Genomic DNA, 20,847 nt, shown 5'->3' with positions numbered 1-20,847 from the left:
CCGGCGCACGAGACCGGCTCGGGCCCGGCCGGCACACGCCAATAGCATGTGGCCGTGCGGCCGGTGATCTTCGACCTCTTCCACACCCTCGTTGACGGGGCGAACTCCGAACGGGACCGGGTGGTCGGCGAGATGGGCCTGATGGTGGGGGTGCCGCCGGAGGCACTCGTGGCCGCGTACCACGCCACCTGGCGGGACCGGATGACCCGATGGGACGTCGCGGAGACGGTCCGGATCCTCGCCGGGCGGCTCGGCGGGACGCCGACCGAGGACCAGGTCGCCCGCGCCGCCGCGCATCGCCGGAAGCTGGCCACCCGGGTGCTGGCCCGGGTCGCGCCGGAGACCCTCGCCGTGCTGGACGCGCTGCGCGCCGACGGCCACCCGCTCGGCCTGATCAGCAACGCCACCGCCGAGACCGCCGAGGCGTGGCCGTCGAGCGCGCTGGCCCGCCGCTTCGACGTCGCGGTCTTCTCGTGCGAGCTGGGCGTGGCCAAGCCCGACCCGACGATCTACCGGACGACGGCCGAGCGGCTGGGCGTCAACCCGACCGACTGCGTCTTCGTCGGCGACGGGGCGGACGGCGAGTTGGCCGGGGCGGCGGCGGTCGGCATGACGGTGATCCGGACGACCGAACACAACGACACCGACCCGACCTGGGACGGGCACGCCCTGGCCACCCTGGGCGAGCTGACCGCCCTGCTGCGGGGCTGATCAGCCCTCTGGGGCGATCCGCCGGAAGTTCTCCACATCGGACACCACGATCGCCTCCATCGGGCAGGACTCGGCCGCGTCGAGCACCGCGTCCGCGGGGACGATCCGCTCGGCCAGCGGCCGGGACAATCCGTCGACCAGGACGAAATGCTGGGGAGCCACTCCCGCGCAGATCCCCGACCCGATGCACCGGCTGGGATCCACGTGCAGTCGCCACTCCGTCTCCGGCACGGGCCCCACCTCGCTCACGGTCCCTCCCCCTTCGCCGTCGTCGCTTTGCTCACCAGCCCACCGGCATCGCCACCAGGCCACGTACCAGCAGGCCGCTCTTCCAGGTCAGCTCCTCCTCGGGTACGGCCAGCCGGAGCCCCGGCGTCCGGTCGAGCAGGGTCTCCAGGACCACCCGCAGCTCCATCCGGGCCAGCTGGGCGCCGAGGCAGTGGTGCACGCCGTGCCCGAAGCCGAGGTGCGGGTTGACCTCCCGGGCCAGGTCGAGCCGGTCGGCGTCGGGGAAGACGGTCCCGTCGCGGTTGGCCGACGGGATGGAGACCACGACCGGCTCGCCCGCCCGCACCAGCACCCCGCCGAGCTCGACGTCCTCGGTGGCGTACCGGGCGAAGGCGGCGGTCGCGCCGAGCGGGATGAACCGCATCAGCTCCTCGACGGCCGTCGCCACCAGCTCCGTCCGCCCACGCAGCGTGTCCCACGCACCGGGGGTGGTCAGCAGGACGTACATCATGTTGGGGATCTGGGTGACGGTGGTCTCGTGCCCGGCGGCGAGCAGCCCCGCGGCGAGCATCACCATCTCCTCCTCGCTGAGCCGGTCCGCGTGCTCGTCGCGGGCCCGCACCATGGCGCTGAGCAGGTCGTCCGCCGGCTCGACCCGCCGCCGCGCGACCAGCCCCGCCATGTACGCGAGCAGGCTGTCGAGGTAGTGCTGGACGAGGCCCGGCTCCAGCGAGGTGGTGGAGACGATCGCCTCGGACCAGGTGTGGAACTTGTCCTGATCGGACACCGGCACGCCGAGCAGGTCGCAGATGACCCGGATCGGCAGCGGGGTGGCCAGGTATTCGACCAGGTCGGCCGGCTGCCCGGCGGCGAGCATCCCGTCGACCAGTTCCTCCGCCACCGCCCGGGTACGCGGGCGCAGCTCGTCCACCCGGCGCGCGGTGAACGCCTTGGCCACCAACCGGCGCACCCGGGTGTGGTCCGGCGGGTCCATCGACAGGATGCCGGTCTGCTGCTGGTGCGGCGTGTTGCGGGGCTCGTCGCGGCCGGTGGCCGCCGCCCGGCTGAACCGAGGGTCGCCGAGCACGGTACGTACGTCGGCGTGCCGGGTGGCCAGCCAGGCCGGCTCGCCGTACGGCAGTTGGACCCGGATGAGCGGCTGCTCGCGCAGCTCGGCGTAGCGGGGGTCCAGGTTGAGTCGGTCAGGGGCGTTGAACGGGTAGCGCTGCGGGATGGTCGCCTCGGAAGTGTCGGTCACCGGCTGACTCGCTCTCGTCCACGGCACCGCCGTGCGGTGCGGGTCGACTCCGCACGACTCCACGCTGAGTCATGCCCCGACTGCGGATGGTAGCGAGATTGGTCGATGAAGGCCAGCGAGGTTTTCCCACCGGCCCGGACACGCCACTCCCGGACCATCCCCTGGACGGCCCGGGAGCGGGGACGCGGTCAGCGGTTGGGGTCGCCCTGGTTGATGCGCCGCTCCGCCGCCTGCTCGCCCTGCTGGACCTGCTTGTCGTACCGGTCGCCGGTGCGCTGGTCGGCCTCCTGGCCGGCCTTCTGGACAGCCTCGTCGGCTTGCTTCGGATGCTTCTTGGCCTCGTCCTGGGCCTTGTCCATGAAGTCACGCATGTCCGAATCTCCTCTCCTCCCGTCCATGCCTTCCCGGCGACCGGAGGCACAAACGGGTGCCCGCGCTGCCCGTCAGGCGGGGTGCGGGGTGCGGAGGTGGGTGGTGAACCAGGTACCGGCCTGGTCGGCCACCTGTTCCAGGGTGCCGGGCTCCTCGAACAGGTGGGTGGCGCCGGGGACGATGCGGAGTTCGGCCACCTCCCCCAGCTGGGCCTGCGCCTGCTCGTTGAGCACGATCACCTGCTCGTCCAGACCGCCGACCAGCAGCAGGGTCGGGGCGCGCACCGCCGGCAGGGAGCCGCCGGCCAGATCGGGCCGACCGCCGCGGGAGACCACCGCGCCCACCTGCTCCGGGCGCGCCGCCGCGGCGACCAGGGCGGCGGCCGCGCCGGTGCTGGCGCCGAAGAGCCCGATCGGCAGCCGGCCCAGCGTCGGCTCGGCGCCCATCCAGTCGACGATGGCGGCCAGCCGCCCGGCGAGCAGCCCGATGTCGAAGCGCAGCTCGGCGGTCCGCGCGTCCAGTACGTCCTCGTCGGGGGTGAGCAGGTCGACCAGTACGGTGGCGAGCGACCGGTCGTTGAGCGTGTGCGCCACGGCCGTGTTGCGCGGGCTGTGCCGCGAGCTGCCGCTACCGTGCGCGAAGAGCACCACCCCGACCGCGCCGGACGGCAGGATCACGTCCGCCGGCAGCCCGCCCTCAACCACCGGGATCGTCACCTCGCGCGTCTCCATGCCCCACCTCCGCCACCCGCATACCCCCACCCGCCCCGCCCTCACCTCCCACCCTGCCGCGCCCACCACCCGCCACCCACCGCGATCATGAGGTTGGCCGCCGAGAAAGCGCTCCCCGCCACCGTCAACCTCATGATCAAGCGGTGGGGGTAGCGGTGTTGCCTTGACGTTGGCGGCAAGGTTTAGCGTGGCGAACACGGCGGGCGAGGGAGGTCGGATGCGCATCGGTGAGCTGGCGGAACGTGCCGGTACGAGCACCCGGACCCTGCGGTACTACGAGACCCGGGGGCTGGTGCGGCCACGCCGCTCCGCCAACGGCTACCGGATCTACGACGAGGCGGAGCTGCGCGTCGTCCACGAGATCCGGACGCTGCTGGCGGTGGGCTTCGGCCTGGACGACATCCGCCCCTTCGTGGCCTGCCTGCGAGCCGGCAACAGCTCCGGTGACGTCTGCCCGGATTCGGTGGCCGTGCTGCGGCGCAAACTCGCCGAGGTGGACGACTATCTCGACCGGCTCGGCGCGGTCCGCCGACAGCTGCACGACCAGCTCGCCCATGCGATCGCCCAGCGGGAGGAAACATGCCTCAGGACACGGCCCAGGGCCGACTGACCACGGTCACCGACGAGACGTTCGCGGCCACGGTGCTGCCCGGCGACCGGCCGGTGGTGGTCGACTTCTGGGCCGAGTGGTGCCCACCGTGCCGGACGGTCTCCCGGCACCTCGCCGAGCTGGCCGAGGAGTTCGGCGACGCGCTGCACTTCGTCACGCTCAACTCGGACGAGAACCCGGAAACCACGCGCGCGTACCAGGTGATGTCGTTGCCCACCATGCTGGTCTTCCGGGACGGGCAGGTGGTCGGCTCGATCGTCGGTGCCCGGCCCAAGAACCACCTGCGGCTGAGCTTCGGCCGGCACGTGGCGGGCTGGCAGCCGCCGGCCTGAGCCGCCGTTTGCCGCCGGACCGATCGGGAAGGCGCGCAGTGACCACGGACCGGCGCAGCCGCGCCCCGACCGATCGCGAGGATCGTCATGGCACAGCAGGACAGGTCCCGGCAGCAGGCCGCCGAACAGAAACGCCGCGAACAGGACGCCCAGCGCACCCGGGAGTGGGCGGACGAGGCGGCGCAGGCGCGTACCGCCGACGACCCGCGGGCGATGTCACCCCGGGACGCCGCCGGCCGGCCGTCCAACGGCCGCCAGTTTTGACGTACCCGAGTTCGACGAGGTCGCGGTGCGCCTGACGCCCGGCCGCGACCTGGAGCAGTGTCCCGGCCCCCGCAATGCGGGGGACGGGACGTCTCAGGCGAAGTGTTCCGGCAGGTGCAGCAGGGGCGCCCGGCCCGGCGGCTGCTCCGGCGGCGGACCGGACGGGTGAGCCGGCGGCACCGGCACGGTGACCGGCTGATCGCCGGTGACCTGGATCGTCTCGCCGTGGTGGCGCAGCTCCAGCACGGTGTCCGGGCCGGCGTGCCGCAGCGAGTACGTCGTCTGGTGCGGCCGGACGTCCACCCGCAACCGGATCGACCGCCACTGCATGGAAAACTCCAGGCGGCTGAGCCGGCTGGACAGCCGGGGCGAGAACGACAGCGTCCCGTCGTGGTCGCGCAGCCCGCCGAAGCCCGCCACCAGGGCGATCCAGGCCCCGGCCAGCGAGGCCATGTGCACCCCGTCGCGGGTGTTCTCGTTGAGGTCGTGCAGATCCATCAACGCGGCCTCGCGCAGGTAGCGGTGGGCCAGCTCCGGGTGGCCCACCTCGGCCGCCATCACCGCCTGGGTGCAGGCGCTCAGTGAGGAGTCCCGGACCGTCCGCCGCTCGTAGTAGAGGAAGTTGCGTACCTTCTCCTCGCCGGTGAACGCGTCACCCCGCCAGTGCATGGCGAGCACGAGATCCGCCTGCTTGATGACCTGCTTGCGGTAGAGGTCGAAGTACGGGTAGTGCAGCAGCAGCGGGTACTTCTCCGGCGGGGTGTGCTCGAAGTCCCACTCCTGCAACCGGGTGAAGCCCTCCACCTGCTCGTGCACCTGGAGTTCGTCGTCGTACGGCAGCTGCATGGCGTTCGCGGCGTCCCGCCAGGCGGCCGCCTCCTCGTCGGTGACCCCGAGGTCGAACGCCTGGTCCCGGTGGCGCATCGCGCAGTCGGCGGCGGTGAGCAGGTTCCGCTGCGCCATCAGGTTGGTGTAGATGTTGTCGTTCTTGACGGCGGTGTACTCGTCGGGGCCGGTCACCCCGTCGATGTGGAACCGCCCGTACCGGTCGTGGTGGCCCAGCGAACGCCACAATCGGGCGGTCTCCACCAGCAACTCCAGCCCGATCTCCCGTTCCGTGCCGTCGTCGCCGGTGGCGAGCACGTAGCGGCGCAGCGCGTCGGCGACGTCCGCGGCGATGTGGAACGCGGCCGTCCCGGCCGGCCAGTACGCCGACGACTCCGGTCCCTCGATGGTCCGCCAGGGGAACGCCGCCCCCTTGAGGTTCAAGGTGCGGGCCCGCTCGTGGGCCTGCGGCAGCGTCGAGTGGCGCCAGTAGAGCGCGTCCCGCACCGCGTTCGGCTGGGTGTACGTGAGCACCGGCAGCACGAACATCTCGGTGTCCCAGAACGCGTGCCCGTCGTACCCGGGGCCGGTGAGTCCCTTCGCGGAGATCGGCCGGCGTTCGGCCCGGGCACCGGCCTGGAGCACGTGGAAGAGCCCGAACCGGACCGCCTGCTGCACCTCCGGGTCGCCCTCCACCCGCACGTCGGCGGCGTCCCAGAATTCGTCCAGGTATTCCCGCTGCGCCCGGCGCAGCCCGTCCCAGCGGTCCAGCCGGGCGGCCGCCAGGGCCGCCCCGACCTGGTCGCGCAGCCCGGGCAACGACCGCTTGCTGGACCAGCCGTACGTCAGGTACTTGACCACCCGCAGCGTCTCGCCCGGCCTGAGCACACAGCCGATGGTGGTGCGGACCCAGTCCTCGTACCCCTCGGACTCGATCGTGGTGCGCTCCGGGCCGCTCACGTCGTGCGCCATCTGGGCGGCCACCCGCAGCCCACTGACCTTGGTGCGGTGGATCAGCAGGCCGCCGTCGTCGGTGGTCAGCTCCTCCTCGGCCTGCAACGGCGACTCCAGCACGGCGGCCACCCGCGGGTCGCGGCTCTGCGGCGGCAGGGTCTCGTTGGCCACCAGCTCGGACTGGAGGATCAGCCGCATCGGCTCCCCGACCGCCTCGACCTCGTAGTTGATCGCGGCGACCGAGCGCTGGGTGAACGACACCAGCCGGGTGCTGCGGACCTTGACCTCCCGCCCGGCCGGCGACCGCCAGTGCAGCTCGCGGTGCAGGGTGCCGGCCCGCAGGTCGAGGATCCGCTCATGGGAGAGGAGTTCGCCGTAGCGGACGTCGAGCGGTTCGTCGTCGACGAGCAGCCGGATCAGCTTGCCGTTGGTGACGTTGACGATGGTCTGACCGGACTCGGGAAAGCCGAAACCGGCCTCCGCGTACGGCAGCGGCCGCAGCTCGTAGAAGGAGTTGAGGTAGGTGCCGGGCAGTCCGTGCGGCTCGCCCTCGTCCAGGTTGCCGCGCAGCCCCACGTGCCCGTTGGACAGGGCGAAGACCGACTCGGACTGGGCCAGCACGTCCATGTCGAGCCGCACCTCGCGGACGTGCCACGGCTCGACCGGATACGCGCGCTCCCGGATCATCGGACCGGCTCCGTCATCAGCTCGGCCAGGTCGGTCACCACGACGTCGGCGCCGTGGGCGCGCAGCTCGTCGGCCTGGCCGACCCGGTCGACGCCGACCACGTATCCGAAGTCGCCGGCCCGGCCGGCGGCCACGCCGGCCAGCGCGTCCTCGAACACGGCCGCGTTCGCCGGTGGCACGCCGAGCAGTTCCGCCCCAGCCAGGAACGTGTCGGGGTACGGCTTGCCGCGCAGCCCCCGCTGGCGGGCGACCAGCCCGTCCACCCGCGCCTCCAGCAGCCGGTCCAGCCCGGCCGCCGCCACCACGGCCTGGCAGTTGGCGCTGGCCGAGACGACCGCCCGGCGGAGCCCGGCCCGGGCCGCCGCCTCCAGGTAGCGCACCGAGCCCTCGTACACCTCGACCCCGTCGGTGCGCAGCCGCTTGAGCAGGATGACGTTCTTACGGTTGCCGACCCCGTTGACCGTGTCCGCCTCCGGCGGGTCGTCCGGCGTGCCCTCGGGCAGGCTGATCCCGCGGGAGGCCAGGAAGGAGCGCACACCGTCGGCCCGCTGTCTGCCGTCGACGTACCGGTTGTAGTCCGGCCCGGGGTCGAACGGACGGAACGGCTCCCCGGTGGCCGCGGAGCGTTGCCGCAGGAACGCGTCGAAGGTCTCCGCCCAGGCTGCGTTGTGCACCTTGGCGGTCTGCGTGAGCACACCGTCCAGGTCGAAGAGACAGGCGGTCACGTTGGCGGGTAGGCCCAGCACGGTACGAATCTATCCACCGAACCGGCCAGGCAAACCCGATTCGGGCGTCAGCGGTTCGGACGGAGCGTCCAGGTCACGGTCAGCACCGAGGTGGTGGTGCCGTCCTCGGTGCCGATCTCCACCTCGACCGGGAACTCCGGCCGCTGTCCCGCGTCCAGCTCGGCGAGCACCTCCGCCGGGGTGCGTCCCAGCCGCGCGGTGGCCAGCACCGGCCCCAGGGCGACCTTCTGGTACGCGATGGTCGCCGTCACGGCCAGCGGCACCGCCCGGTCGAGCACCTGCCCGAACGCGGCGAGCACCACCGCGCCGGAGGCGGTCTCCCCGAGGGTGAACATGGCCCCGGCGTGCGGGCCGCCGACGTGGTTGCGGTGCTCAGGGGCGTCGGGGAGCCGGACCGTTGCGCGTACCCCGCCGTCCGCCTCCGGCGCCACCTCGATGAACTCGATACCGAGCGTGCGGGCGAACGGCACGGCCTCCAGCAGACCGGCCGCCACCTGGCGAGAGTCGATGGACATGCCCGCACGCTACTCGTCGGTAACTTCGCCGGCAAGAGCGACCGAGCCCCGGTCTATGCGGTGGGATGCCGCTCGGCCTCGCTGCGCACCACACAGAACTCGTTCCCCTCGGGGTCGGCCAGCACGACCCAGCCGCTGCCGTCCGGCTCACGTCGATCGACGACGACGGTGGCACCGAGCCCACGGACCCGCTCGACCTCCCGGTCGCGCAGGACGTCCGGTTGCAGGCAGATGTGCACGCGGTTCTTCACGGTCTTCGGCTCCGGCACCCGCTGGAAATAGAGCCTCGGGCCATCGGGTGGCTCGATGACGAGCTCCTCGTCGTCGGGCTCGAACTGGGGGTCGAGGGGGCAGTCGAAGACCTTGGCCCAGAACTGCGCCAGCTCGTACGGGTCGGCACAGTCGAACGCGACGTTGCGGATGGCAATCCCCATCCCGACACCGTCGAGCCGCGCGGAGAAGCGGTCAACTCAATTCGGCCGCCCCGCTCAGCGCCAGCCGACGTCGATGCGGTCGCCGCGCTCGTCGAAGAAGTGCAGCGCGTCCATCCGTACCTGGACCGCCAGCGGGTGCCCGGCCGACACCGCCGGGTACGGGGCCAGCCGGACCGCCAGTTCCGCCGGGCGGCGGTGGTGCCGGCCGGGGTCGGTGAGCACGCTGGCCCGGTTCACGCCGCTCGGCGGCGCGGAGATCGGCGCGTCGCCGGCCCGTCCGGTGAGGCGCTGCATCACCTGACCGAAGCGGCGCAGCCCCCGCTGGCCCGGCTCGCCGGTCTCCACCGGGGTGCCCATCTCGTCCACCACGATCGCGGTGGCACCGATGTCGAGGAAGGCCAGCGACTCGTGGCCGTGGTGCTCCAGGTAGCGGATCCGGCCCTGGAGCACGTGGCCGGCGGTGCCGGGGGCGACCGGGGTGAGCCCCTCGGCCCGCAGCCCGACGACGATCCGCTCGCCGTGATAGTGCGCCACCGCCCGGGAGCGGATGTCGTCCCAGGGCAGGTAGAGCGACTGCTCGCCCAGGCTCAACGCCACGTACCGGTCGAGATGGACATAGACCGACGCCTCCAACAGGTTCATCCGGGGGCTGCCGAGGAACGCGGCCACGTAGAGGGTGGCCGGCCGGCCGTACACCTGGGTGGGGGTGCCCACGTCCTGGAGCACGCCCTTGCGCATGATGGCGACCCGGTCGGCCATGGTCAGCGCCTCGGCCTGGTCGTGCGTGACGTAGATGGTGGTGACGCCCAGCTCGCGGGTCAGCCCGGAGATCTCGGCGCGCAGCTCGGCCCGCAGGCCGCTGTCCAGGTTGGAGAGTGGCTCGTCCATCAGGAACAGCCCGGGGCGGCGGACGATCGCCCGGCCCATCGCCACCCGCTGCCGCTGGCCGCCGGAGAGCTGGCTGGGCTTGCGGCCGAGCACGTCCGCGATGCCGAGCGCGCTCGCCACGTCCTGGATCCGCTCCCCCCGCGGGGCCTGGTCGACGCCGGCCAGCCGCAGCGGGAAGCCGATGTTGTCGCCGACGGTCATGTGCGGGTAGAGCGCGAAGTCCTGGAAGACCATGGCGATCTTCCGGTCCCGGGGCGGCAGGTCGTTGGCGACCTCGCCGTCGAGCATCACCGCGCCCGAGGTCGGGTCCTCCAGGCCGGCCACCATCCGCAGGACCGTGGACTTGCCGCAGCCGGAGGGGCCGAGCAGCACCATGAACTCGCCGCCATTGACGTCCAGATTGATGGTGTCGACCGCGACTGTCCCGTCCTGGAACACCTTGGTGACATCCTTGAGCGCGACGGTGGTCACCGTCTCCTCCCCAGCTCGTCGGGCCGAACCCGGGAATGACTGTGACCAAAATCATCGAATCCGCACATCGGGTAAACGTGTGATGTTCGACTCGTGACCGTCCTATTAAGGCGTTCGGAGCGGTTTCAGGCCGGCTCGTCGAGGAAGACCCGGCGGACCACCCGCTCGGCGGCGTGGCCGTCGTCCAGCGCGCAGAACCGGGCCCGGAACCGCTGCCGGGCCTGCTCGGCCGCCGCGCCGCGTACCGCGCCGGAGCGGAACACGTCGAGCAGGGCCGGGAAGTCGAGGGCCACCGCGCCCGGCGGCTCGACGAGCACGTCGAGGTAGACCCCCCGGGCCACCCGATACGCGTCCCAGTCGGGGGCGTAGACGACGATCGGCCGGTCCAGCACGGCGTAGTCGAACATCGCCGAGGAGTAGTCGGTGACCAGCACGTCCGCGGTGAGATACAGGTCCTCCACCCGGCCGTGGTCGCTCACGTCCAGCACCCCGCCGGCGAACCGGCCGCGCGGACGCCGGTCCCGGTCGTGGAAGTAGTGGCTGCGCATCAGCAACCGACCGGACGGGCCGAGCACGGCGCGCATCCGGTCCGGGTCGAACGGCGGCCGCCAGCCGGGCAGGTGCTCCCGGTGTGTCGGCGCGTAGAGCACCACGAACTCATCGGGGCCGATGCCCAGCCCGGCCCGGGCCCGGCGGCACTCCGCCGGGGTGGCCGTGGCCAGCCGGTCGTTGCGCGGGTAGCCGACCTCCAGCGTGGTGTACCCGGCCGGGTAGGCCCGCTCCCACATCTGCGTCGAGAAGCTGTTCGAGCTGACGCTGTAGTCCCAGCGGTCCACCCGGCGCAGCAGGTCGGCGAAGTCCATCTCCATCGCGCCCATCGGGTACCGCTGCTGGTCCAGCCCCATCACCTTGACCGGGGTGCCGTGGTGCGTCTGCAGGTGCACCGAGCCCGGTCGCTTCCGGACGAAGTCCGGGAAGTTCACGTTGTTGACCAGCCAGCGGGCCCGGGCCAGCACCCGGTAGTAGGCCCGGGTGCCGGCGACCACGTACTCCACCCCGGGCGGGAGGGTGTCGACCCGGTCCCGCCGGACGATCCACACGCCGCGTACCTGGGGGGCGAGGCGGCGCGCGGCGGCGTAGATCGCGGCCGGGTTGCAGGCGTACCCCCGGTACCAGTACGCGGCGTAGACGGCGAGGCTCGGGTCGAGCGGCCGGCGTAACTCGACCCGGTAGTACTCGCCCAGCGCGGCGTCCCGGGCCCGGCCGGCGGTCCGCCGCGCCACCGGCAGCACCCGCCGCCGGGCCCGGCGCGCCGAGCGCCGCGCGGTCTCCTCGGCCTGGTGGGCACCGCGCAGCGCGCTGAACGTACGCCATCGCCCGGCCGCCACCAGTCGGTGCTTGAGCCCGTCCACGCCGGGTGGCACCGGGTAGCCGCCGGGCGGCCGGAGGCGCACGTAATCCTCGTGGATCTGGGTGAAGAAGGCGGGCCGCAGCTCGGGGGCGATCCGCGCGCCGTTGCCCAGCACGGTCAGGTAGTGCCAGATCATCCGCTCGAAGACCGCGGGGCGCAGCGGTTCCATGTCCGGCCCCCACCGGTCCATCAGCCGGAACACCCGATGCCACTGGGCGAACACCTCGAAGTGCCGGTCGCCCCGGGTACGGGTGATCGCCCCGGTCCGGCGCTGCCGGTAGTTGAGGCAGACCCGGTCCAGCACGCCGATCCGCTCGGCCGCCATCAGCACCGGGTAGCTGAACGAGACGTCCTCGTACCAGCCGGGCGCGAAGCGCAGCCCCCGCTCGACCAGGAGCTCCCGCCGGACCAGCTTGTTCCAGGCGGTGTGCAGCAGGCCCAGCGTCTCCGGCCGGTCGCGCAGCCGGAACGTCGCCTCGCCGGGCGGCTCGGGGAACACCTCGGCCATCGCGCTGCGGGTGCCGAGGTTGTTCCAGTGCGCCCGGACGTGGTCGACGATCAGCACGTCCGGACGGGTGGCCAGCAGCCGGTCGGCCACGTGCGGCAGGCAGCCGGGGACCAGCCAGTCGTCGCCGTCGATGAACCAGACGTACGTGCCGGTGGCCCGGTCCAGCCCGGCGTTGCGGGCCGGACCGAGCCCGGCGTTCTCGGCGAGCCGGACCGGCCGGACCCGGGGATCGCGCTCCGCGTACTCGGCCAGGATCTCGCCGGTGTGGTCCGGCGAGGCGTCGTCGACCCCGATCACCTCGAGATCGTCGTACGGCTGGTCGAGGATCGAGTCGAGACACTCCCGCAGGTAGCCCTGCACCCGGAAGGCCGGTACGACGAAGCTGAGCAGAGTCATCCCGGCCGGCCCTCCGTCAGCCCGGCGAGCGGTCACCCCCACCCACCGGGACCGGCGTGCGTCGGGCGCGGGCCGGCAGGACCGCCCAGGCGAGGACCACGCTCGCGACAAAAACCACGAGAAGGTACGTACCGAGTGTAACCAGACCGATACTCGCGTATCCGACGAACGCCGCCACCGTCAGCAGCGCCGACCGCCCCTCCCAGCCGAACGTGGCGGGATGCAGCGGCGGCGCCACCTGCCGCTTCTCCAGCCGGGCGGTCAGGTCGTAGTGGTGCAGGGTGAGCACGAAGACGTACCCGAAGATCAGCCAGGCGGGCGCGCGGCCGGCCACACCGACGGCGATCGCGAACAGGTACTCCCCGGCCCGCAGCGCGGCCGGGACCAGCCAGTCCAGCGGCCCGTCGTGCGCCGCCCGGGCACCGAACCCGGCGACCAGCAGCACCAGCAGCCCGACCGGCACCGCCCAACCCGGCAACCGGTGGCCGGCGTGGACGGTCGACAGCGCCCAGAGCAGCAGCGCCGCCGCGCCGAGCGCGCCGAGCACCGCCACCACCAGCGGACCGCGCACCACCGGCAGCGTCCGGGCCAGCGGCCCGTCGTCGCGGTGCAGGGTGCGGTCGACCGTCGCCATCACCGGCACCCGCATCCAGCGGGCCCGCAGGGTCCGCAACGCCCCGGTGTACGCGAACGCCAACGTCCCCCAGGCCAGCACCGCGCAGAGCGCGACCAGCGGGCCGAAGAGCGCGGCGGTCACCGCCATCAGCGCCCACCGCTCGCCGATCGGGAAGACCACCGTCCGCTTCAGCCAGTACGACACCGACCCGGTGTCCGCCTGCACCTTCGTCGAGGCGGCGTTCAGCTTGCCGCCGATGCCGCCGGCCTCCCCGGTCGCCGGGCGGGGCCGCCGGGCCGCCTCGTCGTGCAGCACGCCGTACCAGGTGTCGGTCATGTGCCGCACGGTCTGCAGGGTCATCGCGGCGATCGCGAGGGCCCAGCCGTACCGGAAGCCGGCGTGGGTGGCGCCGTAGCCGAGGCCGGCGTAGACCACATACTCCTTCGCCCGGTCGGCCATGGTGTCCAGCCAGCCGCCCCAGGCACTGAACTGCCGGGTGTAGCGGGCCAACTGGCCGTCCACGCAGTCGAGCACGAAGCCCAGGTAGAGCAGGACCGCCCCGGCGACCAGCGCGGGCCGCCCGCCGACGCCGAAGAGCACCGCGGCGGCCACCGCGAAGACCACCGAGATCATGGTCACCGCGGTCGGGCTGAGCCGCAGCCGGGCGGCGGCCTTCGTCACGTACGGGGACCAGGTGCTGACGAAGAACGTGGTGAAGAAGTCGTCCCGCTCCTTCACCGACAGCCGCAGCTCGGCCCGGTCCTCGTCGACCGCCTGCACGGCCACCTCGGCCGCGCGCAGCTCCGCGGCGGTGCCGACCCGGTGCGCCACGAGCAGGCGTACCCGATGGGCGAAGATCAGCGGGCCGCACGCCGTGAGTTCGGCGAAGAGCCGGTCCACCGCGGGCGCCGGTCCGCCCTCGGCACCGGCGACCGCCTGCGCGGCGGCGGCGAGGGCCGGCAGGTCGTTCGGGCCGACCCGCAGCGCGCCGCCGAACACACCGGTCGCGTCCGCCAGGTCGCCGGCCGCCACCACCTGGCCGCGCTCCTCCCGGACCGTCACCTGCCCGTCCCCGGGCGGGTCGGTGAGCACCAGCGCCACTGCGGGCCCCACCGGGCTGGTCGCCAGGTGCCGGAGCACGGCCGTGTGCGCCACCAGGTCGGCCCCGCTGACCAGCACCGGGCCGCTCGCGCCGGCCACCAGCGAGGCCAGCTCGAGCAGGTCGGTGGCCACCCGCACGTCGCTCGCCCCGGCCCGCCGCCACTGCCCGGCCAGCCGGTCGACGAGGCGCTCCCCGGCCTCGGTGGTCAGGCCCGCCGCCGGGTCGGCGGCGAGCACGATCGCGAGGGTCACCGCTGCGCGGCGCTGGCGTACGCGTGCAGCGCCTCGTCGATGGTCCCGTCGACGGTCAGCCGCCCCGCGTCGAGGTAGAGCCCCCGACGGCAGAACCGGGTGAGGTCCTTTTCGTTGTGTGACACCAGCACCAGCGTGCGCCCTTCCGCGAGAAGTCGCTCGATGGTCGCATAGCACTTCGCGCGGAACTCCGCGTCCCCGACCGCGGTCACCTCGTCCACCAACAGGATGGGGTGGGGCAGGTGGGCGATGACCGCGAAGCCCAGCCGCACCTTCATCCCCGACGAGTAGTGCCGGACCGAGGTGTCGATGGACCGCTCGACCTGCTCCCCGGCGAACGACACGATCTCGTCGAAGTGGCGCCGCAGGTAGCCCGTCGACAGCCCGTGCAGCCCGCCCACCAGATACAGGTTCTCCCGGCCGGTCAGGTCGTTGGAGAAGCCCGCGGACAGCTCCAGCAGCGGGGCCACCTCGCCGCGTACCCGGATCCGGCCCTCGTCCGGGATCAGCACCCCGGCGATCAGCCGCAGCAGGGTGCTCTTGCCGGTGCCGTTGCGACCGACCACGCCGACCGTCTCGCCCGGCTGGATCCGGAACGACACGTCGCGCAGCGGCCAGAACTGGCCGGCGTCCGAGTTCCGCCCGCCCCGGTGGATCAGCAGCTCCCGCAGCCGCAGCTGGCGGCGCCGGTTCCGGACGAACCGGATGCCCAGCCCCGCCGCCTCGATGATGGCCGTCATGTCGCCTCGATGCGGGCCGTCATTCAGAGTTCCTTGAGCACGGCCGGTTCCAGCCGGCGGAACGACCACCAGCCGACCGCCAGCACCAGCACGCTGCCCACCACGGTGATGGTGAGCAGCCGGGCGTCGGGGAACTGGTCCGGATACCAGATCGCGTGGTGCAACTGGAAGATGCCGACCAGCGGGTTCAACTCGTAGAGGAGCTTGATCCAGGCCGGCATGCCCGAGCCGCGGACCAGGCCGAGCGGGTAGATGATCGGGGTGGCGTAGAAGAGCACCCGGATGATCAGCCGCATGAAGCGCTCGATGTCGCGCATCAGCACGTTGAGCGCCGACAGCAGCAACGCGACCCCCGCCAGCAGCACGAACTGCACCGACACGGCCAGCGGCAGGGCGAGCAGCGTCCACCCGACGTGGATCTTCCCGTGCATCGCGTAGACCGCCGCGATGCCGGCCAGGATGGGCAGGCCGGCGGCGTACTCGGCGAACCGGCCGGTGACCCGGCCGATCGGGAAGACCTGCCGAGGCAGATTCATCGTGGTGATCAGCCGAGCCTGTCCGGTCAGCGCGTTCGTCGCCTCGGTGAGCGCCGAACTGGCCCACATCCAGGCGAAGATCCCGGTGACCAGGAAGAGCGGGTACGACCCGGCCGCGTCGCCCAGGTGCCCCCGGGTGGCGCCGGAATAGAGCACGCCGAAGACGAACCAGTAGATCAGGCCCATGCCGAGCGGCTCGATGAGCGACCAGAAGTAGCCCAGCACGGACTGCTGGTACTTCACCGCGAGGTCCCGCTTGACCAGGATGCGCAGCGAGTTGCGGGCCGACCAGAGCGCGGCGACGCCTGTCGTCACCGTCCCATCGTCACCCTCACCGGCGTCCGCCGGCAGGGCTACCGGTCGGGTCACCCCTTCGGGTTCAGCACTCGATCACGTTGACCGCGAGGCCACCCCGCGCCGTCTCCTTGTACTTGACCTTCATGTCCGCGCCCGTCTCCCGCATGGTCTTGATGACCTTGTCCAGCGAGACGGCGTGCACCCCGTCACCGCGCAGCGCCAGCCGGGTGGCCGTGATCGCCTTGATGCTGGCCACCGCGTTCCGCTCGATGCACGGGATCTGCACCAGGCCGCCGACCGGGTCGCAGGTGAGCCCGAGGTTGTGCTCCATACCGATCTCGGCCGCGTTCTCCACCTGGGCGGGAGTGCCGCCCAGCGCCTCGGCCAGCCCGGCGGCGGCCATCGAGCAGGCCGAGCCGACCTCGCCCTGGCAGCCGACCTCGGCCCCGGAGATCGACGCGTTCTCCTTGAACAGCACCCCGATCGCGCCGGCCGCGAGCAGGAAGCGGACCACGCCGTCCTCGGAGGCGCCCGGCACGAACCGGGTGTAGTAGTGCAGCACGGCCGGGATGATCCCGGCGGCGCCGTTGGTCGGGGCGGTCACCACCCGCCCGCCGGCCGCGTTCTCCTCGTTCACCGCGAGCGCGAACAGGGTGACCCAGTCCATCGCGCGCAGCGGATCGGTGGCGTCGGCCTCCGCCTCCAGGCTCCGGCGCAGCTCGGCCGCCCGGCGGCGGACCTTCAGCCCGCCCGGCAGGACGCCGTCCCGCTCGCAGCCGCGGGTGACGCAGTCCCGCATCACCCGCCAGATCTCCAGCAACCCGGCCCGGACGTCCGCCTCGCTGCGCCAGGACAGCTCGTTGGCGAGCATCACCTCGCTGATCGACAGACCGTTGCCGGTGGTGACCGCCAGCAGCTCCGCGCCGGTCAGGAACGGGTACCGGACGCGGGTGCTGTCCGGCTTGATCCGGTCCGCCCCGGCGGCCGCCTCGTCGACCACGAACCCGCCGCCGACGGAGTAGTAGGTCCGGGCCCTGATCGCCGCGTCGGCCGCGTCGTACGCCACGAAGGTCATCCCGTTCGGGTGGTACGGGAGCGAGCGGCGGCGGTGCAGCACCAGGTCCCGGTCCGGGTCGAAGTCGATCTCGTGGGTGCCGAGCAGGCTGAGCCGGCGCTCGGCCCGGATCCGCTCGACCCGCGGCCCGACCGCGTCCGTGTCGACCGTCTCCGGCGCCTCGCCCTCCAGCCCGAGCAGCACCGCGCGGTCACTGCCGTGGCCGTGTCCGGTGGCGCCCAGCGAGCCGAAGAGTTCGGCCTGCACCCGGGCGGTGTCGGTGAGCAGCCCGTCCGCCTTGAGCCCGGCCACGAACGTGCGGGCGGCGCGCATCGGCCCCACGGTGTGCGAGCTGGACGGCCCGATGCCGACACTGAAGAGGTCGAAAACACTGATCATGGCTGCACTTTCCTCGCCGTCGTACCCGGGTGCGGGTCCGGCCCGGTGGTGCCGACCCCGGTCCGGGGACGGCGGGCGGCACCCGGGGTGTGGGCGCCCGACCGGCGAGCCTACCCGCCCAGGTCAGCCCCCGCCCGCGACCCCGCACACCGCCACCCTGCACCCCGGCTCGTCTCCCCCGCGTCACCGCGCCCTCGCGCCCTCGCGCCCCGCGCACCGCGCACCGCGCACCGCGCACCGCGCACCGCGCACCGCGCACCGCGCCGAGATCGTGCTCGATCCAGGAAGTAGTGGCCTCGGCGCAACCGGGATGGCACTCGATCCAGGATCGAGCACGATCTTCAGCGATCCACGCGCGGTGTGCGGTGCCGCGCCGCCAGCGAGCGCAGGCAGTGGCCGCCCGGCGTAGCACGCTCGGCCAGACGTGAGTGGTGGACCCGCCAGCGAGGTCCTTGCCCGGCGTGGGTCGGCGGGACCCGGCGGGGTAAGCACCTACGGGTGCCCAGGCCACCGATCCTCCTCGGGGCCGAGGGCGCGGCTCCCACCCGTTCCTAGCGTGGAATCAGCGCGGCGGATCCGCCGCAGAGTGGGAGTACGACGATGAGTCGCAAACTGGTCCGGCCCCGCCAGGGGCGCATGCTCGCCGGTGTCTGCGCCGGCCTGGCGCAGCGGTTCGGCATGTCGGCCGGGTTGGTCCGGCTGCTGTTCCTGCTGTCCCTGCTGCTGCCCGGCACCCAGGTGATCATCTACCTGATCCTCTGGATCCTGATGCCCAACGAGGACCGCTACCTCGCCCCCACCCGCCACTGACACCCCACCCCACCCCACCCCACCCCGCCACCGCCCGCCCGGGAGGGCGGCCCGGCCAGCAACATCGGGGAAGTTGCTGGCTCCGCCCACGCCTGAGGCAGCAACTTCCCGAAACTGCCGCCGTTGCGGGCGCGCCTGGACGGGCGGGCAGCGCGGTGCGCGTGTCGGGGGGCAGGGGACAGCGGGGCACCCGCCCCGAATCCCGGGGCGGGTGTCGACGTCGGAAGGGTCAGGGGGCCGTGTAGGTGACCGTGATCTTCTGGTAGCCGAGGGAGCGGAGCAGGCCCTCCAGCATCTTGCGGGTGTTCTCCTCGGCCCGGGCGGTGAGCCCGCTGTCCCGGGCGGCGGCGGTGATCCGGTCCTCGGCCAGCTGGTAGACCTGCTGCTGCCGGTTGGGGTTGCCGGCCACCAGGTCGTTGAGCCGGTTGATCAGGCCACGCTGCTCGGCGAAGACGTAGCTCTTCTCCAGGTCGAGGTTGGTCTCCCCGAGCTGCGGCGCGGGCAGCTTGATCTCCACCGACTTCTTGTCGGCGGACTCCACGATCGCCCCCTCGGCGATCTTCGAGAAGTCGACGTACGCCTCGACCCGGCCCGCCCCGACGAACAGGGTCCGCTCGTTGAGCAGGAAGTCCGGCACGTTCCTCCGGTCGTTCTGCAGGTCGACCACGACCTGGAAGTCGCCCTCGGCGGCGACGTACCGGCTGAGATCCCGGATCGACTTGAGCAGCGGCGGCTGGCTGCGGTCGGTCTGCTCCTTGGCGAACGGGTTGCGGAACTCCGGCAGGATCCCGGTGGCCTGCACGCCGAGCAGCACCACCACGGCCAGCGCAGCCGCGCCGAGCACCCAGAGCAGGCCACGGACCGGGCCACCCGCCGACGGCGGGACGCCCGGAGCGGGATCGGGTGTGCCGTCCGACCGGGCCCTGAGATCGTCACTGGTCGGGTAGCCGGGGAACTCCCTGGTGGGCTCGTTGATGTCACCGTCGCGGGCCATCGCCCTCACCGTCCTCGTCAGACACAGTGTCTGAGAATGACGGTAAGGCCCCGGTACGACACCCGCCCGCCGAGCGGGGGCGCAATCGAAAACCGCAGGTCAGGCGAACGCGGAGAGCCCGGTCAGGCGCTGCCCGATGACCAGTTGGTGGATCTCCGAGGTGCCCTCGTAGGTCAGCACGCTCTCCAGGTTGTTGGCATGCCGCATGACCGGGTACTCGCCGGAGATCCCGTTGGCGCCGAGGATGGTCCGGCACTGCCGGGCGATCGCCAACGCCTCCCGGACGTTGTTCAGCTTGCCGACGCTGACCTGCTCCGGGCGGAGCTTCCCGGCGTCGGCGAGCCGGCCCAGGTGCAGCGCCAGCAGCAGGCCCTTGTTCCACTCGACGGCCATGTCGGCGAGCTTGGCCTGGGTGAGCTGGAAACCGGCCAGCGGCCGGCCGAACTGGGTCCGGGTGGTCGCATACGACAGGGCGGTCTCCAGGCAGTCGCGGGCCGCGCCGAGCGCCCCCCAGACGATGCCGTGCCGGGCCTCGGTGAGGCAGCTCAGCGGCGCCTTCAGCCCGATCGCCTCGGGCAGCCGGGCGTCCGCCGGGAGCCGGACGTCGTCGAGGACGACCTCCCCGGTCAGCGAAGCGCGCAGCGACATCTTGTGCCGGATCTCGCGCGCCGTCACCCCGGGCGTGTCCATCGGTACGGCGAAGCCGCGCACCCCGTCGTCGGTGCGCGCCCAGATCACCCCGACGTCGGCGATCGGCGCGTTGGTGATCCACATCTTGGTGCCGTTGAGGATCCAGTCGTCGCCGTCCCGCCGGGCCCGGGTGGCCATCGAGGCCGGGTCGGAGCCGTGGTCCGGCTCGGTCAGCCCGAAGCAGCCGATCGCCTCGCCGGCCGCCATGGCCGGCAGCCAGCGCTGCTTCTGCTCCTCGCTGCCGTAGCGCCAGATCGCGTACATGGCCAGCGAACCCTGCACCGAGACCAGCGAGCGGACCCCGGAGTCGCCGGCCTCCAGTTCCAGGCAGGCCAGCCCGTACGCGACGGCCGACGCGCCGGCGCAGCCGTACCCGGTCAGGTGCATGCCGAGCAGGCCGAGCTTGCCGAACTCCCGGGCCAGCTCGCGGGCTGGCACCTGGCCGTCCTCGTACCAGCCGGCGACGTGCGGGCGTACCCGGTCGTCCACGACCTGGCGCACGACGGCGCGGATCTGCCGCTCCTCCTCGCTCAGCGAGGCGTCGACGTCGAGCAGGTCCAGTACGGTCATGCCGTCGCCTCGCTCCGCTCGGCGCCGGAATGACCGGCCCGGAACTGAGCTTGATGATTCGCTCGCTCGCGCTCGCTCATGGCCGCCACCTTAACGAAGACTCAGGAAGCCGTCACTCGGGCTGGCCGCTGAGCACCAGCACCCGGGCGTGGATCTGGTTGCGCTGCTGGAGCGCCGCGCGCAGCGCCCGGTGCAGGCCGTCCTCCAGGTAGAGGCCGCCGTTCCACTGCACCACGTGTGGGAAGAGGTCGCCGTAGAAGGTGGAGTCCTCGGCGAGGAGCTTGTCCAGCGCCAACTCCCGCTTGGTGGTGATGAGCTGGTCCAGCCGGAGCGGGCGCGGCGGGATCTCCGCCCACTGCTTGAGCGTGAGGTTGTGCTCCGGGTAGGGACGCCCGTCCCGGACCGCTCTGAAGATCACGGCACGCTCCCCTCCCCCAAGGCCGGATC

At 72.5% G+C, this 20,847-nt stretch carries 22 protein-coding genes; 5 read left to right on the top strand and 17 right to left on the bottom strand.

The window, feature by feature from the left end; all coding sequences use genetic code 11:
• Window positions 1-54: 54 nt before the first annotated feature.
• Window positions 55-711 (top strand): HAD-IA family hydrolase, encoded by a 657-nt coding sequence (locus ABZ783_RS25605; RefSeq protein ID WP_357442221.1) that lies wholly within the window; start codon window positions 55-57, stop codon window positions 709-711.
• Here the strand turns inward: ABZ783_RS25605 and ABZ783_RS25600 are convergent, their stop codons facing one another.
• The 4 genes from ABZ783_RS25600 to ABZ783_RS25585 form a co-directional block, all read right to left on the bottom strand.
• Window positions 712-960, bottom strand: coding sequence for a ferredoxin (locus ABZ783_RS25600; RefSeq protein ID WP_357442219.1), 249 nt, complete (start codon window positions 958-960; stop codon window positions 712-714).
• Window positions 961-991: 31 nt separating this feature from the next.
• Complete coding sequence (locus ABZ783_RS25595; protein ID WP_357442217.1) at window positions 992-2,197, bottom strand: cytochrome P450; 1,206 nt, start codon at window positions 2,195-2,197, stop codon at window positions 992-994.
• A 188-nt stretch (window positions 2,198-2,385) separates the two neighbouring features.
• Window positions 2,386-2,568 (bottom strand): antitoxin, encoded by a 183-nt coding sequence (locus tag ABZ783_RS25590; RefSeq protein WP_357442215.1) that lies wholly within the window; start codon window positions 2,566-2,568, stop codon window positions 2,386-2,388.
• Between the two features lie 72 nt (window positions 2,569-2,640).
• Window positions 2,641-3,300 (bottom strand): hydrolase, encoded by a 660-nt coding sequence (locus ABZ783_RS25585; protein ID WP_357442213.1) that lies wholly within the window; start codon window positions 3,298-3,300, stop codon window positions 2,641-2,643.
• A gap of 217 nt (window positions 3,301-3,517) precedes the next feature.
• Here ABZ783_RS25585 and ABZ783_RS25580 point away from each other — a divergent pair, with 217 nt between their 5' ends.
• The 3 genes from ABZ783_RS25580 to ABZ783_RS25570 all read left to right on the top strand — a co-directional run bounded on the left by ABZ783_RS25580 (window position 3,518) and on the right by ABZ783_RS25570 (window position 4,506).
• Window positions 3,518-3,910, top strand: coding sequence for a MerR family transcriptional regulator (locus ABZ783_RS25580; protein ID WP_357442211.1), 393 nt, complete (start codon window positions 3,518-3,520; stop codon window positions 3,908-3,910).
• Window positions 3,880-4,242, top strand: coding sequence for a thioredoxin (trxA, locus tag ABZ783_RS25575; RefSeq protein WP_357442209.1), 363 nt, complete (start codon window positions 3,880-3,882; stop codon window positions 4,240-4,242). Before ABZ783_RS25580 ends, trxA begins: the two co-directional genes overlap by 31 nt.
• A gap of 87 nt (window positions 4,243-4,329) precedes the next feature.
• The gene (locus tag ABZ783_RS25570) at window positions 4,330-4,506 is read left to right on the top strand and encodes a hypothetical protein (RefSeq protein ID WP_357442208.1); all 177 of its coding nucleotides are present in this window, start codon (window positions 4,330-4,332) and stop codon (window positions 4,504-4,506) included.
• A gap of 93 nt (window positions 4,507-4,599) precedes the next feature.
• Here ABZ783_RS25570 and ABZ783_RS25565 read toward each other — a convergent pair whose 3' ends face one another.
• The 10 genes from ABZ783_RS25565 to ABZ783_RS25520 form a co-directional block, all read right to left on the bottom strand.
• The gene (locus tag ABZ783_RS25565; RefSeq protein ID WP_357442206.1) at window positions 4,600-6,972 is read right to left on the bottom strand and encodes a glycosyl hydrolase family 65 protein; all 2,373 of its coding nucleotides are present in this window, start codon (window positions 6,970-6,972) and stop codon (window positions 4,600-4,602) included.
• Window positions 6,969-7,718 carry a beta-phosphoglucomutase family hydrolase gene (locus tag ABZ783_RS25560; RefSeq protein ID WP_357442205.1) on the bottom strand — a complete coding sequence of 250 codons (750 nt, stop codon included), beginning with the start codon at window positions 7,716-7,718 and terminating at the stop codon, window positions 6,969-6,971. The genes ABZ783_RS25565 and ABZ783_RS25560 overlap by 4 nt, the downstream gene beginning before the upstream one ends.
• Window positions 7,719-7,765: 47 nt before the next feature.
• Window positions 7,766-8,233: a DUF4442 domain-containing protein gene (locus ABZ783_RS25555; RefSeq protein ID WP_357442204.1), complete on the bottom strand. Its 468-nt coding sequence runs from the start codon at window positions 8,231-8,233 to the stop codon at window positions 7,766-7,768.
• A 53-nt stretch (window positions 8,234-8,286) separates the two neighbouring features.
• Window positions 8,287-8,667 carry a VOC family protein gene (locus tag ABZ783_RS25550; RefSeq protein WP_357442203.1) on the bottom strand — a complete coding sequence of 127 codons (381 nt, stop codon included), beginning with the start codon at window positions 8,665-8,667 and terminating at the stop codon, window positions 8,287-8,289.
• 54 nt (window positions 8,668-8,721) lie between these two features.
• Window positions 8,722-10,026 (bottom strand): ABC transporter ATP-binding protein, encoded by a 1,305-nt coding sequence (locus ABZ783_RS25545; protein WP_357442202.1) that lies wholly within the window; start codon window positions 10,024-10,026, stop codon window positions 8,722-8,724.
• A gap of 125 nt (window positions 10,027-10,151) precedes the next feature.
• The gene (locus ABZ783_RS25540) at window positions 10,152-12,341 is read right to left on the bottom strand and encodes a bifunctional glycosyltransferase family 2 protein/CDP-glycerol:glycerophosphate glycerophosphotransferase (protein ID WP_357442201.1); all 2,190 of its coding nucleotides are present in this window, start codon (window positions 12,339-12,341) and stop codon (window positions 10,152-10,154) included.
• A gap of 16 nt (window positions 12,342-12,357) precedes the next feature.
• On the bottom strand, window positions 12,358-14,310 hold the full coding sequence (locus tag ABZ783_RS25535) for a DUF5941 domain-containing protein (protein WP_357442200.1): 1,953 nt from the start codon (window positions 14,308-14,310) through the stop codon (window positions 12,358-12,360).
• Window positions 14,307-15,050 (bottom strand): ABC transporter ATP-binding protein, encoded by a 744-nt coding sequence (locus ABZ783_RS25530; RefSeq protein WP_073839119.1) that lies wholly within the window; start codon window positions 15,048-15,050, stop codon window positions 14,307-14,309. The genes ABZ783_RS25535 and ABZ783_RS25530 overlap by 4 nt, the downstream gene beginning before the upstream one ends.
• A 23-nt stretch (window positions 15,051-15,073) precedes the next feature.
• A complete protein-coding gene (locus ABZ783_RS25525) occupies window positions 15,074-15,901 on the bottom strand; it encodes an ABC transporter permease (protein WP_357442199.1) in 828 nt (275 codons plus the stop codon).
• A 64-nt stretch (window positions 15,902-15,965) separates the two neighbouring features.
• The gene (locus ABZ783_RS25520; RefSeq protein WP_357442198.1) at window positions 15,966-17,336 is read right to left on the bottom strand and encodes an L-serine ammonia-lyase; all 1,371 of its coding nucleotides are present in this window, start codon (window positions 17,334-17,336) and stop codon (window positions 15,966-15,968) included.
• A gap of 600 nt (window positions 17,337-17,936) precedes the next feature.
• Between ABZ783_RS25520 and ABZ783_RS25515 the strand changes: the two genes are divergently transcribed.
• The gene (locus ABZ783_RS25515; protein WP_073839116.1) at window positions 17,937-18,146 is read left to right on the top strand and encodes a PspC domain-containing protein; all 210 of its coding nucleotides are present in this window, start codon (window positions 17,937-17,939) and stop codon (window positions 18,144-18,146) included.
• Between the two features lie 229 nt (window positions 18,147-18,375).
• On the opposite strand, the gene ABZ783_RS25510 is transcribed toward ABZ783_RS25515, so the two are convergent.
• From ABZ783_RS25510 to ABZ783_RS25500, 3 genes are all read right to left on the bottom strand, one after another.
• Complete coding sequence (locus tag ABZ783_RS25510) at window positions 18,376-19,140, bottom strand: DUF4230 domain-containing protein (RefSeq protein ID WP_357442197.1); 765 nt, start codon at window positions 19,138-19,140, stop codon at window positions 18,376-18,378.
• A gap of 99 nt (window positions 19,141-19,239) precedes the next feature.
• Window positions 19,240-20,400, bottom strand: coding sequence for an acyl-CoA dehydrogenase family protein (locus tag ABZ783_RS25505; RefSeq protein ID WP_357442196.1), 1,161 nt, complete (start codon window positions 20,398-20,400; stop codon window positions 19,240-19,242).
• A gap of 112 nt (window positions 20,401-20,512) precedes the next feature.
• Window positions 20,513-20,818, bottom strand: coding sequence for a type II toxin-antitoxin system VapB family antitoxin (locus ABZ783_RS25500; RefSeq protein WP_073839113.1), 306 nt, complete (start codon window positions 20,816-20,818; stop codon window positions 20,513-20,515).
• Window positions 20,819-20,847 lie beyond the last annotated feature (29 nt).

This window comes from Micromonospora sp. NPDC047738 (assembly GCF_040642675.1).
Lineage (GTDB): Bacteria > Actinomycetota > Actinomycetes > Mycobacteriales > Micromonosporaceae > Micromonospora.
Note: the sequence above shows the minus strand (reverse complement) of the source record. Positions and strands in the feature narration are given on the sequence as shown.

Coding starts and splice junctions, on each gene's coding strand:
- ABZ783_RS25590 (WP_357442215.1), bottom strand. CDS start 2,568: ATGCGTGACTTCATGGACAAGGCCCAGGACGAGGCCAAGAAGCATCCG.
- ABZ783_RS25585 (WP_357442213.1), bottom strand. CDS start 3,300: ATGGAGACGCGCGAGGTGACGATCCCGGTGGTTGAGGGCGGGCTGCCG.
- ABZ783_RS25580 (WP_357442211.1), top strand. CDS start 3,518: ATGCGCATCGGTGAGCTGGCGGAACGTGCCGGTACGAGCACCCGGACC.
- trxA (WP_357442209.1), top strand. CDS start 3,880: ATGCCTCAGGACACGGCCCAGGGCCGACTGACCACGGTCACCGACGAG.
- ABZ783_RS25570 (WP_357442208.1), top strand. CDS start 4,330: ATGGCACAGCAGGACAGGTCCCGGCAGCAGGCCGCCGAACAGAAACGC.
- ABZ783_RS25565 (WP_357442206.1), bottom strand. CDS start 6,972: ATGATCCGGGAGCGCGCGTATCCGGTCGAGCCGTGGCACGTCCGCGAG.
- ABZ783_RS25555 (WP_357442204.1), bottom strand. CDS start 8,233: ATGTCCATCGACTCTCGCCAGGTGGCGGCCGGTCTGCTGGAGGCCGTG.
- ABZ783_RS25550 (WP_357442203.1), bottom strand. CDS start 8,667: ATGGGGATTGCCATCCGCAACGTCGCGTTCGACTGTGCCGACCCGTAC.
- ABZ783_RS25540 (WP_357442201.1), bottom strand. CDS start 12,341: ATGACTCTGCTCAGCTTCGTCGTACCGGCCTTCCGGGTGCAGGGCTAC.
- ABZ783_RS25530 (WP_073839119.1), bottom strand. CDS start 15,050: ATGACGGCCATCATCGAGGCGGCGGGGCTGGGCATCCGGTTCGTCCGG.
- ABZ783_RS25520 (WP_357442198.1), bottom strand. CDS start 17,336: ATGATCAGTGTTTTCGACCTCTTCAGTGTCGGCATCGGGCCGTCCAGC.
- ABZ783_RS25515 (WP_073839116.1), top strand. CDS start 17,937: ATGAGTCGCAAACTGGTCCGGCCCCGCCAGGGGCGCATGCTCGCCGGT.
- ABZ783_RS25510 (WP_357442197.1), bottom strand. CDS start 19,140: ATGGCCCGCGACGGTGACATCAACGAGCCCACCAGGGAGTTCCCCGGC.
- ABZ783_RS25505 (WP_357442196.1), bottom strand. CDS start 20,400: ATGACCGTACTGGACCTGCTCGACGTCGACGCCTCGCTGAGCGAGGAG.